Origin of the sequence: Barnesiella sp. B2-R-119 (assembly GCF_023656675.1) — a bacterium.
GTDB classification, from domain to species: Bacteria; Bacteroidota; Bacteroidia; order Bacteroidales; family Barnesiellaceae; genus Barnesiella; species Barnesiella intestinihominis.
The window spans coordinates 223,622-239,041 of record NZ_JAMOKL010000002.1 but is presented as its reverse complement, the minus strand read 5'-3'; the positions used below and the strand labels follow the sequence as shown (position 1 = coordinate 239,041).

Below are 15,420 nucleotides of genomic sequence, written 5' to 3'. Positions count from 1 at the left end.
ATTAAAGAAAGGGGGCGGGAAATGACATTCCCGCCCCTTTCTTTTTGTGGAGGACAATTTTTACTTAACCGTTAGTTTTGTCGTCATATTGGTTTTATCGCCTGTGATATGAATAAAGTAAATTCCCGCAGCGAGATCGCTCAAATCTAATTGATTTTGTTCTCCTGCATTTATATTGCCCATGTATCGTGAGTATATTTCTGTTCCATTGAGGGTATAAATCGAGACATTTACGTTTTTATCGTCGTTTTGTAGAAGGAAATAGCAAATGTCTGTGGCTGGATTGGGGTATACCATCGGCCGGGTTGGAGTTCCTATCTGTTCTATACCAGAGTGGTTTAGGCAGTATACCAAGCCATCGTATGCATTGATTTTCCCATATCCCCATCGGTTATTTCCTACACCGGCAATGTTTCCGGTATAGCTGTCGGTTGTTGCGGTATTAGATAGAATTTCACGGACTTGTTCCGGTGTGAGCTTCGGATTGGCTTGCAACCATGTAGCCAGAATACCGGTGACTACGGGGGTGGCCATGGAGGTTCCTTCCATCGAACCGTAGTAATAGTTTACGGTATTTACATTTTCTTGTTTGACGACATAGTTATAATCTTCGCCGTTACGATTGCTACTTGTGGAACTATTGAACGAAGATATTAACATAGAGCCGGGGGCGGTAATATCGGGTTTCATACGACCGTCGGCGGTAGGCCCTAAACTTGAAAAGGAGACTAACTGATTAAGGGTTTGACCGGAGTTATTCCACATAGAGCTGTTTTTGTGATCTATGTAATTACAGCTGGTGTAAGCTCCGACAGTAATGATTCGTTTTCCGGTTCCTCCGATTTCACCCATAGTAGAATTATTGTCTCCGTTCGTAAATTCACTATTGCCAAAGTTGGAGAGCCAAGACATGTAAGCATCGGTCCATGCATTGATTGTGGTTTCTTCGGGGCCAGAAATTTCGAATCCTATATAATAGTTTCTATTGTCGAATGAAGATAAATTCAAATCGATAGTTATATTCCCTTTTTTATTGTAGGGATTGGTTGCAGTGGATATGTAAATATTTCCGTCAGCTCCTGTCGGATTGGATATTTTTTTACTGGCACTTGCGGTTGTCGAAAAAGATTCTGATGAATAAACTTCCTTTTTATTTAGAATGTCATATACAAATACTCTTGCCGATAGTTGTTTTTCTGCATCTCCCCAGATATCGACGGTACTTGTCATTGAACCGTAGAGATACCAATTGGAGACAAATTCGACTAACGATTTCATGTTGGTATCTCCTTTTTTCAAGGTTTTTGTTGCATGTATATTGTATTCAGCTTCATTTCCCGAAGCTCCGACCAAAAGTCGGCCTTCTCCTTGCAATTCGTCGCAAATACGGTCGAATGTGGAAGTGCCATCGTGCGGACCGATATGATACCCGAGGCTCATATTGATGACACAGGGTTTACCGACGGATTCGGCATAGTCGTAGATATATTTAATACCGTCTGTGATGCTTGTATTGCTACTACTATTGTCGGATATGTTATAGCTGACGAGAACCAAATCTGCATCAGGAGCGATTCCATAGTATTCGTTTCCTTTATATGCTCCGGCTGCAATTCCCGTGACGTGGGTAGCATGGCTGGCTGCATAATCCTGTTTTGCCGTGATGATTTCCTCGGCATTCGTATATTCTGTTCCATAATAATAGCCGGTGGGTGGCGTTCCCGCCTGGTTTTGATTCCATACTCTTTTGATACGCAGATTTTTACCTTCTGTATCGTAGAAATTGATATGGTTATATTGGAATCCACCGTCGATGATGCCGACTATAACATCTTTGCCGGTATAGGCTTGGGTGAGCCCTGTCCCTTCGTGTATTTTGTTTACATTGCTAAATTGTTCGGAACGAACGTTGTTCATTCGTTGATGAACCGGACGTCCTATTTCGATGTACTTTACCGATGGTAGTTGCGACACGGAAATCAAATTATCTGCCGGGATATTGGTGGAAAGTATAGTCCCGTATTGGGCATTGATGATGACTTGATTTTCTTCGAGTCCATCGAGATTATTTTCATCTACCAGGTGGAGAAATGCCGAAACAGCCATTTCACCGTTGTTTTGGTTGATTGCGTATGTCGATTTGAGTTTTGCCCGTTGGCTGATAGTAGAGGTAGATTCGTAACTTCTCAAAAAATTTTGTGTCGATGGAGACATTTTTTCTTCTGCGTTTAACAGAAATGAGCCGAGTGTCGCCATTAAGCAAAGTGATAGTAATAATTTTTTCATCGATTTAATTATTAAATGGTCTTTGATAACTAACGGTTGCGTACCGGAGAGGAACATTCGATATATGTAATTCCCGGTAAAGTAATGAATTGTGGTAATATTTTTAATGGTATAGCAAAACTATATATCGAGTCGCTATATTTTATACAATGTCCCCCGATATGGAGGAGATTCTCTTCCTTGAAATCGGCAGCCGTGTGTAAGTAGCCTGTCAACAGATAATTCCCATTTTGATTGTGCAATGAAAATCTTTTTATCAACAATTCGGACGGGATATATTTTTCTAAATTATTGCCGGATTGTCGGAGATCGGCGTTCCACGCATCCCAAAACATGCGAAAAGAAGCGGAGACGGACAAATGTTCCGGCAAGGTATAGTTAGCCGTGCTGGCTGGCTTGTCGGATTTTTCCAGTGTTTTATTTGTATGACATGCTGTAAAGGCTATCATTAAAAAGGCTGCGTATATATATTTCCACATCATAATAGAAAAAGAATATTTAAAGAAACAAATATAATTATTTATTTCTTTAATATTATATTTTTGAGATGGTATTTTAATGTATAGTTTTTTCTCCTATTTGTAATCTCGTTTGGATTATTTCTGACAATCTTTCAAGATAGGATTCGGTTTGACAACCGAAATAAATTTTGTCCAGTATTTTCCTCTCTTTATCTTTGCTGAAAAAAATTATGATTTTCTATTTTTCGGCAACGGGTAATAGCCAATACATTGCACAGAGGTTGGCAGAAGTTACGGGTGAAACTCTTGTTTCAATAACAGAATGTCTGAAAAATCATAAATATACATGGGAGCTGTTGCCCGGAGAGAGGGTCGGTTTTGTGACTCCTGTTTATTTTTTTGGATTGCCGTCTATTGTCTCGGAATTTATCCGTAACTTAGATTTATGTGTTCGAGGGCAACATTTCGTCTATCATGTCGTAACTTTTGGAACTATAACGGGACAGTCCCATTATATGATGGAAAAGGCATTGAGAAAGAAGAGATTAAATTTGGACGGTAGATATATCGTCAAAATGGTAGACACCTATACATTGATGTTTGATTTGTCTGATGAAGAGAAATGTGAGAAGGTTACGAAAGATGCGGAGGTGTGTATAGATCGTGTTATAGAAAAGGTTGTCAACAGAGTTCGGGGTGATTTTGATAATAGGAAGATTCCTCACTGGCTCGCTTTTCCCTATACTTATTGCAATCGAAAGAAATCGACTGCCCCTTTCGTGGCATTAGGCCGATGTATCAGATGTGGGGCGTGTGCCAAGAAGTGTCCGATGGGTGCAATAGAAATGCGAGATAATCGTCCGATTTGGATAAAGGAGCAATGTTTGCAGTGTTTGGGGTGTTTGCATCGTTGTCCGGTATTCGCTATTCAGTATGGGAAAAAGACAATCAAACATGGTCAGTTCGTCCATCCGGGGGTAAAGATATGAAAATCGATTTCGATACAGCATTCTCTGTTGTGAAATTTTTATTGTTTTAGTTGGTTCGATAGAATGTTACTCAGTTGTTTTTCCGAAGGATTATTGGCTATGATTTTACCGTCGGGTCCGAGTAATATGAGGTGAGGAATTCCTTGTATGGCATACGTAAGTATAGCGGTGGATTCCCAACCTTTTTGATCTATGAGTTGTGCCCATTTTATTTGGTTTTTCTGTATATATTCTTTCCATTCTTCCCGGTTTGTATCGAATGAGATACCTACAATGGAGAATTGCCGTTTGTCATATCGTTCGAATAATTGTTTTAAATAAGGAGTTTGTCTTCGACAAGGGGGACACCATGATGCCCAAAAGTCGAGGAGAATATATTTCCCTTTGTCGATATATGTCGATAAAGAAGTCTCTTTCCCTTCGATTGTCTGTAAAGGTAAGTCGATATACGGCATACCGGGTTCTACGTTTTTCAGTCGATCCAACATGTGGGAAACTTTTTTTACCGCCGGATTTTTTTTAAAAGAAGGAGCTGCATGGGCGATTAGCTCTCGCTGTTCTTCGGGGGAGAATAAAAAGCTGTTTTGTAGAAACAGATAGATAGAAGTTACGTTGTCGGTATTTGCCAGAATATAGTTTCGAGTGAGTGTTTCAAGACCTTTTTGTTCTTTATCGAAAGCCTTTTTCAATATTACAAAAGTACTGTCGGATAATTGTCCCGATAAATAATCTTTCAGATATCGGTTCGTAATGTTTCGTATGCGGGTATCGTAGGAGCGGCGTTTTGTCTCATACATCTGTAATCTGTCGTTCAGCGGTGTCCCGGATATGTGAGAGACAGAATCGAGCGTAACATAAATATCTCCCTCTTCCAACGCTATCAGTTGGGGTGGAATTTGTGATTGTTTGTCGTTCAAATGTACCAATATTGCTATCGCCGGACTTTTTTGTTCTCCTTTGAATGAGAATGAACCGTTAGTGACAGTAGCACTATCGACTATTTCGAATTGTTCGTTGTTTTGTTTTTGCAGTAAGATGGTTTCTCCATCGGGTATAAGATTGGTTTTTCCGGTGATTTTATATTTTCCGCCGCAGCTTGCCATAATCACTCCTATCAAACCGATCCATATCAATTGTCTTTTTTTCATAGTTATTCCGAATTTGTCGTTTATGGTATAAACAGAAGATTTTCAACATAGTTTAACCGAAACGGAGGATTAACAATTGGATATGTGGTTGATGAGAGCGGTTGTTGATGTTGGGTAGCTTTTGTGTGAGAAAAGATTTTCGATGATGAAGAGTGGACGGAGCTTTACCGAAATTTTCGGAATATGCGAAAAATTCGTGATATTAGTCTGAATCCCCATATAGCACTTTCGATCATTGTGAAGCCATTTAATAAACGGCCTCCGATATATCCTGAAACCGATTTCGCATCTGAGAACGGTGCTACTACTTGTCGGTAGGCTTCATTGACGTTTTTTTGCTGTTCGGCGATGGCTATTTTTAGAGCTTGTTTATGAACAGCTATTTCTTCGAGGGTCAACCCTTGTTGATTTGTATGGTTTTCGTTCATTTTATAGAAGAGTTTTTTCATTATCCAGTAACACTTTGGAGATAAAACGAGTGATAGGAACCAATATGAGTTTTTTCTTGAATAGGATAACAATCGCTATGAGTAACAGGAACACAGCACCGACGATCGCATAACTTCCTACGATTCCTACAAGAGGCTCTAAAAGATAGACCAGTGCAAAGGAAAGATATATGCCGGCTCCAACAGAGAGCACCAAGATGACAGCGAGGAGAACCGACATGCCCAGTATAACCGAAATTTTTTCAGTAGCTGTCAGTTTGGCGTAGTCAATTTGTAAATTGATGTATTTCTTTCCTTCTTCAAATAGTTTTCGGAAAGCGTTGTTTTGAGTATCGAACATAACTGTGTTTTTTAGAGGAGAGAAAAATACAGATGAGAGTATCAAAGGTACGAACCGGTACCCTTTGATATCCTCATCTTCATTTTAGAGGAGTTACTTCCCGCCCTTTACCTCTTCGGCAATTTGGTCGACCAAGTGTTCCATATCTTCTTTTTTTAATTGGATTCCTTTGTCGTGAAGTAATTTACAAATGCGCGCTCTGGTATCGACCCCTTTTTCGGGAGCAAACAGAATTCCGGCGGCAGCACCCACGGCGGCTCCGCCGAGAAATGCAAACAATAAATTTAGACCTTTCATAATTTTTACATTTTAATGTGGTTATACAAAGATAACAAAATAATCGGGATTTTGTTAGTCTGCTTGAAAAAGATTTTCGGCTTAATCGGTTGACAAAAAACTATAAAGGATAAATAGGGGTTGAATTATGTATCGTTAAAGTCGCTATCTTTGTAGATACGAAGAAGGGATGCGGTTCGGCATAGTCAAATCGGAAATGAATTTTCCGTTTGCCTCTGCACTCACCTTTCGCTATCTTTGTAGATACGAAGAAGGGATGCGGTTCGGCATAGTCAAGTCGGAAATAAAATTTCCGTTTGTCTCTGCGCTCTCCTTTCGCTATCTTTGTAGATACGAAGAAGGGATGCGGTTCGGCATAGTCAAGTCGGAAATAAAATTTCCGTTTGCCTCTGCGCTCACCTTTCGCTATCTTTGTAAAGTTTAAAAGAAAAGGTATTATAAGATTCCTAGAATTATGTCTGAACATTCTATCTTTATTAAAGGGGCGCGAGTCAATAATCTCAAAAATATCGATGTAGAAATTCCCAGAGATCGTTTTATCGTTATTACGGGATTATCTGGGTCGGGAAAATCATCGTTGGCTTTCGATACTTTATATGCCGAGGGACAACGTCGTTATGTAGAAAGTTTGTCGGCTTATGCAAGGCAATTTTTGGGGCGTATGAGTAAACCCGAATGTGACTATATCAAAGGCATTCCGCCTGCCATAGCCATAGAACAGAAAGTAAATACAAGGAATCCTCGATCGACGGTGGGAACTTCGACCGAGATATATGATTATATGAGGTTGCTGTATGCTCGCATCGGGAAAACTTATTCTCCTGTGTCTGGGGAGTTGGTTAAGAAGCATCAGGTAGACGATGTCGTGCATTGTGCCTTAGGTTTTCCCGATGGAACTCGTTTCGCTTTGCTTACGAATTTGGTTATACCGGAAGGGCGAGACTTGAAAACTCACTTACAAATTTTGCAAAAGGAAGGTTTTCCGAGGGTAGAAGTGAACGGGCGTTTCCAAGCCATAGAAGATTTGTTGACCGATGGAGAATTACCGGAGCCCAACACTGTCCGTTTGGTAATAGACCGAATGAGTGTTTCGCATGAGACCGATACAGTCAGCCGATTGTCCGATTCTGTCGAGACTGCCTTTTTTGAAGGTGGGGGAGAGTGTATCGTTTTGGTTTATGACGGCGAAGAAATACGGGAGTTTAGTTTTTCGAAAAGGTTCGAGGCAGACGGTATCACATTCAACGAGCCGAGCGAGTTGATGTTTAACTTTAATAATCCGGTGGGTGCATGTCCCACTTGTGAGGGATTTGGGAAGGTTATCGGTATAGACGAGGATTTGGTTGTCCCGAATAAAACCTTGTCGGTTTATGACGATGCTGTGATGTGTTGGCGTGGGGAGAAAATGAGTGAATGGAAAAACGATTTGATACGCCAAGCAGACTCTTTGCACTTTCCCATACATCGTCCTTATTTCAAATTGACCGACCGGGAGAAAGATATATTATGGCATGGAGCCGGCGATTTCGAGGGAATAGACGGATTTTTCGCCATGCTTGAAGCCAATCAGTATAAAATACAATATCGTGTAATGCTCGCCCGATACCGGGGAAAGACCATCTGTCCTGTGTGCAAAGGCAGCCGATTGAAACCTGAGGCTGAATATGTGAAGGTGGGAGGGCGTTCAATCTCAGAGCTTGTGAATTTACCGATTAGCGAGTTGAAAGAGTTCTTCGATCGTCTCGAACTCGATGAACATGATGCTTTGATTGCGAAACGATTGTTGACCGAGATTAGGAATCGTATTTGTTTTTTGCAAGAGGTGGGGTTGAGTTACCTGACTTTGAACAGGTTGTCTTCTACTCTCTCGGGCGGAGAAAGCCAGCGTATCAATTTAGCCACTTCTTTGGGCAGCAGTTTGGTCGGTTCTTTATATATTCTCGATGAACCGAGTATAGGGCTTCATTCCCGGGACACAGGTTTATTGATAAAAGTTTTGAGGCAGTTGCAGGAGTTGGGCAATACCGTTGTCGTTGTCGAACATGACGAAGATATTATACGGGCGGCCGATTATATTATCGATATAGGTCCGTTGGCCGGTCGTTTGGGTGGTGAAGTCGTTTATCAAGGAGGCTTGTCTCGATTACCCAAAGCAACTCGTAGCTATACCATGCGTTATTTGACGGGTGAGAGTAAAATAGAGTTGCCTGCAAATCGCCGGAAATGGAATCAATATATCGAAGTAGAGGGGGCTGCTCAGAACAATCTGAAATCGATCGATGTGAAGTTTCCCCTTCATGTTATGACCGTTGTTTCGGGTGTCAGTGGTTCGGGTAAATCGTCGTTAGTCAGAGATGTTTTTTATCGGGCTCTTCTTCGGCATTATGGAGAGGGCGGAGAAATGCCCGGAACGTATTCTCGTCTTTCGGGCGATATGGATCGAATTCATTCTGTCGAATTCGTGGATCAGAATCCTATCGGTAAATCGACTCGTTCCAATCCTGCTACGTATTTGAAAGCGTTTGACGAGATACGGAAACTGTTTGCCGAGCAACAAGGAGCCAAGCAGATGGGATTTTCTCCCTCGTATTTCTCTTTTAACTCCGAGGGCGGACGCTGCGAGGAGTGTAAAGGAGAGGGAACCATTACTGTGGAAATGCAGTTTATGGCCGATATTGTCCTCGAATGCGAGTCGTGCCACGGAAAAAGGTATAAGCAAGATGTACTCGATATCGAGTACAGGGGCAAGAACATCAGCGATGTGCTTGATATGACTATCAATCAGGCCATAGAGTTTTTTTCGGAGGTGAACGGAAGTCAGGAGAAGCGTATCATAAAGCGGTTGAAGCCGTTGCAAGACGTAGGACTGGGATATATAAAATTAGGACAGTCTTCTTCAACGCTTTCGGGCGGAGAAAATCAGCGTGTGAAATTAGCCTTTTTCCTGAGTAACGAGAAACAGGAATCGACTCTTTTTATTTTTGACGAACCTACGACAGGATTACATTTTCATGATATAAACACGCTTTTGAAATCGTTTAACCAGCTTATCGAACGAGGTCATACTGTTGTTATCATCGAACACAATATGGACATTATAAAGTGTGCCGACCATGTTATCGATATGGGGCCGGAAGGTGGTAAGGAGGGTGGATACGTGGTTTGTACCGGTACTCCCGAGGAGATCGCCGAATGCTCTGCTTCCTATACGGGAATGTTTTTGAAAGAGAAACTAAGAAGCTGTTTTAAATTTATTGAGAAATAATATTACCATTGCAAGCAGGTATGTTCCGGCCATATTGCGCCCCTGTCACGCATCTAGAATCCCTTGATTTTTGTCAATAGCCCGCTATTGACTGCCTATCTCGGACTCCAATCTGCTTCAACATAGGTCTCAATCTGTCTCGGAATAAATTTAAAACAGCTTCTTAAAGTTTAGCGTATGCGGTCGAGGCTTCGAACCAAACGCTCGTCTTTATTAATGGCCTTATAGGCTAAAATGTCGAGAATGAGGGCGACGAAAGGCATTACGATATAAGCGGTCCACGATATGTTTGAAGCCGAAAGATCTTCGCGGAATGTATAACCGCTCAAAAAGATGACGATATAGAAAGTTACCAGAAAGAATGCGTCGATCATGCAGATACGCGCTTGTGTAGGTCTGTTCTTATATAGGAAAATCGTGATAAACGATAATACGGCTATTACGGTTCCTAATACGAATACTCCCCATGTGGGGGTAAATACAGAAGTTTGTGTGACTGCTGCGGCACTATCCTGTACAGGAGTTGTCATAGCTTCTACGGTAGAGATACCTTGTGCCGTGAAACTGTAAATGCCATCGGTCGTATCGAATTGAGCTATCGGAAGAAATAAAAATACAGCCATTAAAGCCGTCGTCAGTAATAAATAGATCGATTGTATTCGTTGTATCATAATATAAGTTTTCTTCAATGGTGAAATAGGTACGTAAATAAACGGAGCGGGTTGCAGCTTATTTGTGCGCTCCGTTTTGCAAAGATAGAAAATTGTCGGTAAACACCCAAATGTGGATTTGAGAAATAGCTGTGGAAAGGAGGGTAGGGCGAATGGGAAAAATTAAATAACCTTTTTCCGGCACACTATTTGTAAATTAAGTTTGTTATATAAGGGAAAGCTATTAAATTTACTTCGATTTTATATTTATAAAGATGATTACGACAGAGATAACGAAATTGCAGTACGATATATACGGCTTGCTTGCCGAGAGACGATTGAAAGACGCTTTCGGTAAACTTGCTTTATTGGTAAACGAGTTGCAAGATTGGGTAAGCCGGGACAAGTTGAACGAGATGGAGACGTCGTATAGATATATGATACAATATATGTTGGACGGTGTCGAGGATCCCGAACGGAAGAGTATTTACGATCATTTGGTTTTGTCTGCTTATGTGTTGACCGATCGGGTTTCGGATCGATTGGCCGGGCAGGTTTCTCCTTCTCAATACTATGGGTGGAAGAGATATGCGTCGGCCAGCCGAACGGGTATTTCCTTATCGTCTCAATTCGATGTGTGCGATAATGAAATCAACGATCTTTCTTTGGCTTTGTTGCTTGGCGAACAAGAGCAAGATTTTTCTAAAATTCAATCATTGAAACACCGTATCGAGGACACGGCGGGAAATCTTTTTATGGATATATGGACCAATTATCCGGCGGCAGAGGAAGATTACCGGTCGTTAAGAGAGGCTCTTTTCACCGATCGTTTTCCCGATACTTTCGTTTCGCTTCTTCTTTCGGCTGTGTTGTTGAACTTATTGCACCGGTTCGACGAGCAAAAGTTGCTCATTCTGTTGGACGGTTATCGCCATTCTTCGCCCGAGATACAGATGCGTTCGCTTTGTTGTGCCCTCATCGTCATGTATATTTATCGGGAGAGATTGCCTCTTTTGAAGAGTTTGCGGAATCGCCTCGATGCATTGTGTGAAGAACCGAGATTCAAGACCGATGTTCGTAATATTTTCTTGCAGTTCATCAAAAGTCAAGAGACTGAAAAAATTACCAGAAAAATGAATGAAGAGCTGCTTCCCGAAATGATGAAACTGGGGCCATCGCTTTATAAGAAAATACGTCAAGAAGACTTGATGAACGATATCAATGCGCTGGAAGAAAATCCGGAGTGGCAGGAGATGCTCGACAAATCGGGAATTACCGATAAGTTAAAGGAGTTGACCGATTTGCAGATGGAGGGAGCCGATGTTTTCATGAGTACGTTTTCTCATTTGAAGAGTTTCCCTTTTTTCCAGTCGATTCAAAATTGGTTTTTGCCGTTTAATCCCGATCATACAGCGTTGTCGGGGGTATTGTCCGGTAAGGGTGGAGATACGTTTAAGAAGATGATTTCGGCATCGGCTCTATTGTGTAATTCGGATAAATATTCTTTTTGTTTGAGTTTGGCTCAGGTTCCCGAGTCGCAAAGGGATTTCATGATGGGGCAATTCAGTGCCGAGAATGCGGCGGTTCAAGAGATGGAAAAAGAGGAATTGATGAAGAAAGAAATAAGTCGGGAAAATATATCCAATCGTTATATTCAAGATTTGTACCGTTTCTTCAAGCTGTATATACGTCGAACCGAGTTTACGGATCCTTTTGCCGGGCATATCAATTTATTGCATGTATCTGTTTTGAATCCGTTATTGAGCGATTCGGACAGTTTGCGCCTCATAGGGGAATATTATTTCCGGCGGGGATATTATGTTGAGGCTCTCGAATTGTTCGAAAGGCTTTCGGCGGCATATCATTCGGATAGTGAAATTTATCAGAAGATAGGTTTTTGTTACCAGAAGAAAGGAGACTATGCCAACGCTTTGGAGGCTTTCCTCAAAGCAGAAATTATTTCGCCCGACAATTTCTGGACGATTAGACGCATAGCTACATGTTACAGAAATATGAAAAAGCCCGAGATGGCTCTTTCGTATTATCATCGTGCCGAAAAGATACAGCCCGAAAATTTATCGGTACAGATGAATATAGGGCATTGTTATGTCGAACAGAAAGATTATGAAGAGGCGCTTAAATATTACTTCAAGGTGGATTATCTTGATCCCGAAGGTGGAAAAGCGTGGCGTCCTATCGCATGGTGTTCTTTCTTGGTCGGTAAAAAAGAACAGGCGCAGCGGTATTATGAGAAGATATTGGACGATAAACCGGTTTCTCTCGATTATTTCAATGCCGGGCATGTGGAGTTTTCTTTGGGACATATCAGAAAGGCCATCGATTATTATCGGCGCAGTATAGAGCTGGACAACGGTGATTCTGCTAAGTTTCTTTCTAATTTCAAGCAGGATGCTCCCGATTTGATCGCCTCGGGAATCGCTGCGAGCGATATGCCTATTTTGTTGGATCAACTTATGTATGGCATTACAGATTCTTTATAGCCTTTGACAAGGAGGCGATTCTATTAGATATGAAGATAGGGTGTTGTTCGGCATAGTCAAATTGGAAATGTGATTTCCATTTGTCTCTGCACTCACCTTTCGTTATCTTTGTAAATACGAAGATAGGATGCGGCTCGGCATAGCCAAATTGGAAATGTGATTTCCGTTTGTCTCTGCTCTCACCTTTCACTATCTTTGTCATCTGAAAAAGTAAGGTAATATTTATGAGACGTATAGTTTGTGTACTGTTTCTTGTGGGTGTGTTTTCGACAAATTCCGTATGCGGTGAGACTCTTTCGGAGTATCGGGAGAATTTGTATGATTTGTTCATTCAACAGAAAATACCCCAGTGGGGTGCTGTCTTGTCAAAAATGAGTGCCGATAAGTCGTGCGGGACATTGGAGGGACGCCATGAAATTTTGTGCGGTTATTATGGCCTTGTAGGACATTTGGTCGATAAAAAGAAGAAAGACGAGGCGCAGGCTTATTTGAAAACCGCTTTGGCGCTTTCTGAGAATTATCGAAAAATGTATCCGAACGATGCTCGGTTTAAAGCGTTGCATGCCAATTTGATAGGTTTGAAAATAGCCCTTTCTCCCATGCGTGCGGCTACGTTGGCATCGGGTATGTTGTCATCGGCTAAGACTTCTTATAAACTCGCCCCCGGGGATAGTTGGGTTTCTATTCTGTACGGGAATATTTTGTTCTATATGCCGGGAATATTCGGCGGGGATAAAGAGGAAGGTTTGGAGTGCTATCAACGAGCTCGCCGAAGTATGGAAAAGGATATTTCGACCAACGGGCATCATTGGCTTTATGTACAATTGTTGGTGACCATCGGGGTGGTTTATGAGAAATCGGAACATTATGAGCAGGCGTTAGCGATGTACAAGACGATTATGGAGAAATATCCTGAGTATGGATTTGTAAAAAATACGAGTTATCCTCGGGCTCTGAAAGCAATGCAACAAAAACAATAATTTGAAAAGAAGTGCAATTATGAACGATTATATGCAGGTACGGTTCGATGTAGAGCCGTGTAGCGAGATGGCGACAGATGTTTTGGCTGCGGTTTTGGCTGAAATCGGTTATGAAAGTTTTGTCCCCGACGAACGAGGGGTTACTGCTTTTGTCCCTCAGGGTAAGTATGACGAGACACGACTTAAAGAAGAGTTGTCGCAATATCCCATCGGAGGGGTATCTGTGACGTATGAAGCGACATTCGTTGCCGGGAGGGATTGGAACGAAGAATGGGAGAAAAATTATTTCAAGCCTATTGTCGTGGGGGACGAGTGCGTGATACATAGTACATTTCATACCGATATTCCGCAAGCTCGTTACGATGTGCTGATAGACCCTAAGATGGCTTTTGGGACGGGACATCACGAAACTACCACTCTCATGTTGCAGGCTATATTGGCATCGGATCTTACCGGTCGCTCGGTGCTCGATATGGGGTGTGGTACGGCTGTATTGGGTATTTTGGCTCGTATGAAGGGGGCGGCTTCCGTCGTCGCTGTCGACATTGATGAATTTGCCGTCGAGAATGCCATTGAAAATATCCGTTTGAATCATGTATCGGGAGTTGAAGTCCGTTTGGGAGGAATCGAAGCCTTGAAGCAGGAGTCGTTCGATTTTATTTTTGCCAATATCAATCGGAATATATTGCTGGCCGATATGCATGCTTATGTGGCCTGTATGAAACGTGGTTCACGTATTTTCATGAGTGGTTTTTACGTGGAAGATATTCCTTTTATTCGGGCGGAGGCCGAACGCCTCGGATTGCGTTTCGTCGGTTACGCCGAGAAAAACAGATGGGTAGCGGTCGAATGTATGAGCGATTGAAATAGATAAGACAAGTTATTCGTGGGCTCAGGATCGTTAGTGGGGATTGTACTTTTGTACAATCTAACTCATCTCCTCAGAAACTACCGTTTCTTTGGTGTCTCCCCAATCTGCTCTGCTTATCGAAGATTCTTCAATTTTGTTTTAACCCCCTCGCCCTTTGGGCACTCCCCCTATATCGCTATGCGACACAGGGGGAGAGGTTGGGGAGTATTTCTCTTTTGCCTTGTTTCGATTTTAAGTTGCGATACCCCGTAATGCTACGGGACATGGCAGGGGAGAGGTGTACAAAGCCATTCTTATTCTGAAACAAGAAATGCCGCTCTTCCTCCTCCACTGTGTTTTTGCGATGCAAAAATATAGGGGAGGTGTCACGTAGTGACGGAGGGGTTAACTCTTACAGCCAAAAAGTTTATGAAATCTTTTCAACCCCTCTCCTCAGAGACTGTTGTTTCTTCGGTGTCTCCCCTATTATATCGCTATGCGACACCCCATAATGCTACGGGACACGGTAGGGAAGAAGGAGAAATTCAATCCATTTCATTCGCTAAAATTCATGTTTACCCCCACCGATTCAATATAGGAGGAGAGGTAGTAAAATAAAGTGAAGATATTTCAATTCTTCTACGCTTCGATATGTACAGAGATAGTTCCCCGCATTATTGTCGAGATGTAAATAATGACGGGGGAAAGAAATGATTATTCAGATTTGTATTGTCCCAACTCTTGCTGCAATAAATCGATTCTGTCTTGATAATTTCGAATCAGATTCTGTAATAAAGAAATTTCTTGTTGTTTGGATGCTTTTAAAGCCAGCTCTTCTGTTAATAAATTTTTAATATTTTTATAGATTTTAGAATCTTCGGAGACCAAAAGGTTATCATTTGCCGAATTGTTATTATATTTGTTCGGACTAATAAAATAGGTCTCTTCACATTCTTCTTGATTTACGAAAATGAAAAAGTCGGTAATGGGAAAATTCCAGTGATTGGCAATACTCAGTAAGACGTTTATATTCATATTTCCGCCTCTTACTGCCTTGCCTATGGTGTTTTTATCCAAGCCAAGCTCTTTGGCTGCATCTTTGTAGGTGAGCCCCTTTCGATGCAAAAATCTTCGGAGCGAGTCTCCGGAATAAACGAGCTTTTTACCGTCTTTCATATGGAATAAGGTGTAAACGATTAAATTC

At 41.7% G+C, this 15,420-nt stretch carries 14 protein-coding genes; 6 read left to right on the top strand and 8 right to left on the bottom strand.

Translation table 11 applies throughout. The features are described 5' to 3' along the window. Window positions 1-60: 60 nt before the first annotated feature. Window positions 61-2,286 carry a S8/S53 family peptidase gene (locus NBH06_RS04190; RefSeq protein WP_250792917.1) on the bottom strand — a complete coding sequence of 742 codons (2,226 nt, stop codon included), beginning with the start codon at window positions 2,284-2,286 and terminating at the stop codon, window positions 61-63. A gap of 29 nt (window positions 2,287-2,315) precedes the next feature. Then, window positions 2,316-2,768: a hypothetical protein gene (locus NBH06_RS04185; protein ID WP_008861882.1), complete on the bottom strand. Its 453-nt coding sequence runs from the start codon at window positions 2,766-2,768 to the stop codon at window positions 2,316-2,318. Window positions 2,769-2,977: 209 nt separating this feature from the next. Here NBH06_RS04185 and NBH06_RS04180 point away from each other — a divergent pair, with 209 nt between their 5' ends. Continuing rightward, on the top strand, window positions 2,978-3,736 hold the full coding sequence (locus tag NBH06_RS04180) for an EFR1 family ferrodoxin (protein WP_250792915.1): 759 nt from the start codon (window positions 2,978-2,980) through the stop codon (window positions 3,734-3,736). 38 nt (window positions 3,737-3,774) lie between these two features. Here NBH06_RS04180 and NBH06_RS04175 read toward each other — a convergent pair whose 3' ends face one another. The 4 genes from NBH06_RS04175 to NBH06_RS04160 all read right to left on the bottom strand — a co-directional run bounded on the left by NBH06_RS04175 (window position 3,775) and on the right by NBH06_RS04160 (window position 5,970). After that, entirely contained in the window at window positions 3,775-4,884 is a 1,110-nt protein-coding gene (locus NBH06_RS04175) for a TlpA disulfide reductase family protein (RefSeq protein WP_250792913.1), read from the bottom strand. Window positions 4,885-5,048: 164 nt separating this feature from the next. Then, window positions 5,049-5,312 carry a hypothetical protein gene (locus NBH06_RS04170; RefSeq protein ID WP_046409562.1) on the bottom strand — a complete coding sequence of 88 codons (264 nt, stop codon included), beginning with the start codon at window positions 5,310-5,312 and terminating at the stop codon, window positions 5,049-5,051. Between the two features lies 1 nt (window position 5,313). Then, on the bottom strand, window positions 5,314-5,673 hold the full coding sequence (locus NBH06_RS04165) for a phage holin family protein (protein WP_046409561.1): 360 nt from the start codon (window positions 5,671-5,673) through the stop codon (window positions 5,314-5,316). Between the two features lie 93 nt (window positions 5,674-5,766). Beyond that, a complete protein-coding gene (locus NBH06_RS04160) occupies window positions 5,767-5,970 on the bottom strand; it encodes a YtxH domain-containing protein (RefSeq protein ID WP_008861887.1) in 204 nt (67 codons plus the stop codon). 454 nt (window positions 5,971-6,424) lie between these two features. Between NBH06_RS04160 and uvrA the strand changes: the two genes are divergently transcribed. Next, window positions 6,425-9,235, top strand: a complete 2,811-nt coding sequence (uvrA, locus tag NBH06_RS04155) for an excinuclease ABC subunit UvrA (protein ID WP_155012552.1) — start codon at window positions 6,425-6,427, stop codon at window positions 9,233-9,235. Between the two features lie 170 nt (window positions 9,236-9,405). Here the strand turns inward: uvrA and NBH06_RS04150 are convergent, their stop codons facing one another. Beyond that, window positions 9,406-9,906: a DUF4293 domain-containing protein gene (locus tag NBH06_RS04150; RefSeq protein WP_250792912.1), complete on the bottom strand. Its 501-nt coding sequence runs from the start codon at window positions 9,904-9,906 to the stop codon at window positions 9,406-9,408. A gap of 254 nt (window positions 9,907-10,160) precedes the next feature. On the opposite strand from NBH06_RS04150, the gene NBH06_RS04145 reads away from it, so the two are divergent. The 4 genes from NBH06_RS04145 (at window position 10,161) to NBH06_RS04130 (ending at window position 14,834) form a co-directional block, all read left to right on the top strand. After that, window positions 10,161-12,386, top strand: a complete 2,226-nt coding sequence (locus tag NBH06_RS04145) for a tetratricopeptide repeat protein (RefSeq protein ID WP_250792909.1) — start codon at window positions 10,161-10,163, stop codon at window positions 12,384-12,386. A 224-nt stretch (window positions 12,387-12,610) separates the two neighbouring features. Then, entirely contained in the window at window positions 12,611-13,366 is a 756-nt protein-coding gene (locus NBH06_RS04140; protein ID WP_250792907.1) for a tetratricopeptide repeat protein, read from the top strand. Between the two features lie 19 nt (window positions 13,367-13,385). Next, window positions 13,386-14,231 carry a 50S ribosomal protein L11 methyltransferase gene (gene prmA, locus NBH06_RS04135; RefSeq protein ID WP_250792904.1) on the top strand — a complete coding sequence of 282 codons (846 nt, stop codon included), beginning with the start codon at window positions 13,386-13,388 and terminating at the stop codon, window positions 14,229-14,231. A 414-nt stretch (window positions 14,232-14,645) separates the two neighbouring features. Beyond that, complete coding sequence (locus tag NBH06_RS04130; RefSeq protein ID WP_046416777.1) at window positions 14,646-14,834, top strand: hypothetical protein; 189 nt, start codon at window positions 14,646-14,648, stop codon at window positions 14,832-14,834. 96 nt (window positions 14,835-14,930) lie between these two features. Here NBH06_RS04130 and NBH06_RS04125 read toward each other — a convergent pair whose 3' ends face one another. Further along, window positions 14,931-15,392 (bottom strand): helix-turn-helix domain-containing protein, encoded by a 462-nt coding sequence (locus tag NBH06_RS04125; RefSeq protein WP_250792902.1) that lies wholly within the window; start codon window positions 15,390-15,392, stop codon window positions 14,931-14,933. Window positions 15,393-15,420: the final 28 nt, after the last annotated feature.

What these genes read in the sequence shown, in the direction of transcription:
- NBH06_RS04150 (WP_250792912.1), bottom strand. Translation starts at nt 9,906, where the DNA reads ATGATACAACGAATACAATCGATCTATTTATTACTGACGACGGCTTTA.
- NBH06_RS04125 (WP_250792902.1), bottom strand. Translation starts at nt 15,392, where the DNA reads ATGAAAGACGGTAAAAAGCTCGTTTATTCCGGAGACTCGCTCCGAAGA.
- NBH06_RS04180 (WP_250792915.1), top strand. Translation starts at nt 2,978, where the DNA reads ATGATTTTCTATTTTTCGGCAACGGGTAATAGCCAATACATTGCACAG.
- NBH06_RS04165 (WP_046409561.1), bottom strand. Translation starts at nt 5,673, where the DNA reads ATGTTCGATACTCAAAACAACGCTTTCCGAAAACTATTTGAAGAAGGA.
- NBH06_RS04185 (WP_008861882.1), bottom strand. Translation starts at nt 2,768, where the DNA reads ATGATGTGGAAATATATATACGCAGCCTTTTTAATGATAGCCTTTACA.
- NBH06_RS04130 (WP_046416777.1), top strand. Translation starts at nt 14,646, where the DNA reads ATGAAATCTTTTCAACCCCTCTCCTCAGAGACTGTTGTTTCTTCGGTG.
- NBH06_RS04175 (WP_250792913.1), bottom strand. Translation starts at nt 4,884, where the DNA reads ATGAAAAAAAGACAATTGATATGGATCGGTTTGATAGGAGTGATTATG.
- NBH06_RS04140 (WP_250792907.1), top strand. Translation starts at nt 12,611, where the DNA reads ATGAGACGTATAGTTTGTGTACTGTTTCTTGTGGGTGTGTTTTCGACA.
- NBH06_RS04190 (WP_250792917.1), bottom strand. Translation starts at nt 2,286, where the DNA reads ATGAAAAAATTATTACTATCACTTTGCTTAATGGCGACACTCGGCTCA.
- prmA (WP_250792904.1), top strand. Translation starts at nt 13,386, where the DNA reads ATGAACGATTATATGCAGGTACGGTTCGATGTAGAGCCGTGTAGCGAG.
- NBH06_RS04170 (WP_046409562.1), bottom strand. Translation starts at nt 5,312, where the DNA reads ATGAACGAAAACCATACAAATCAACAAGGGTTGACCCTCGAAGAAATA.
- NBH06_RS04160 (WP_008861887.1), bottom strand. Translation starts at nt 5,970, where the DNA reads ATGAAAGGTCTAAATTTATTGTTTGCATTTCTCGGCGGAGCCGCCGTG.
- NBH06_RS04145 (WP_250792909.1), top strand. Translation starts at nt 10,161, where the DNA reads ATGATTACGACAGAGATAACGAAATTGCAGTACGATATATACGGCTTG.
- uvrA (WP_155012552.1), top strand. Translation starts at nt 6,425, where the DNA reads ATGTCTGAACATTCTATCTTTATTAAAGGGGCGCGAGTCAATAATCTC.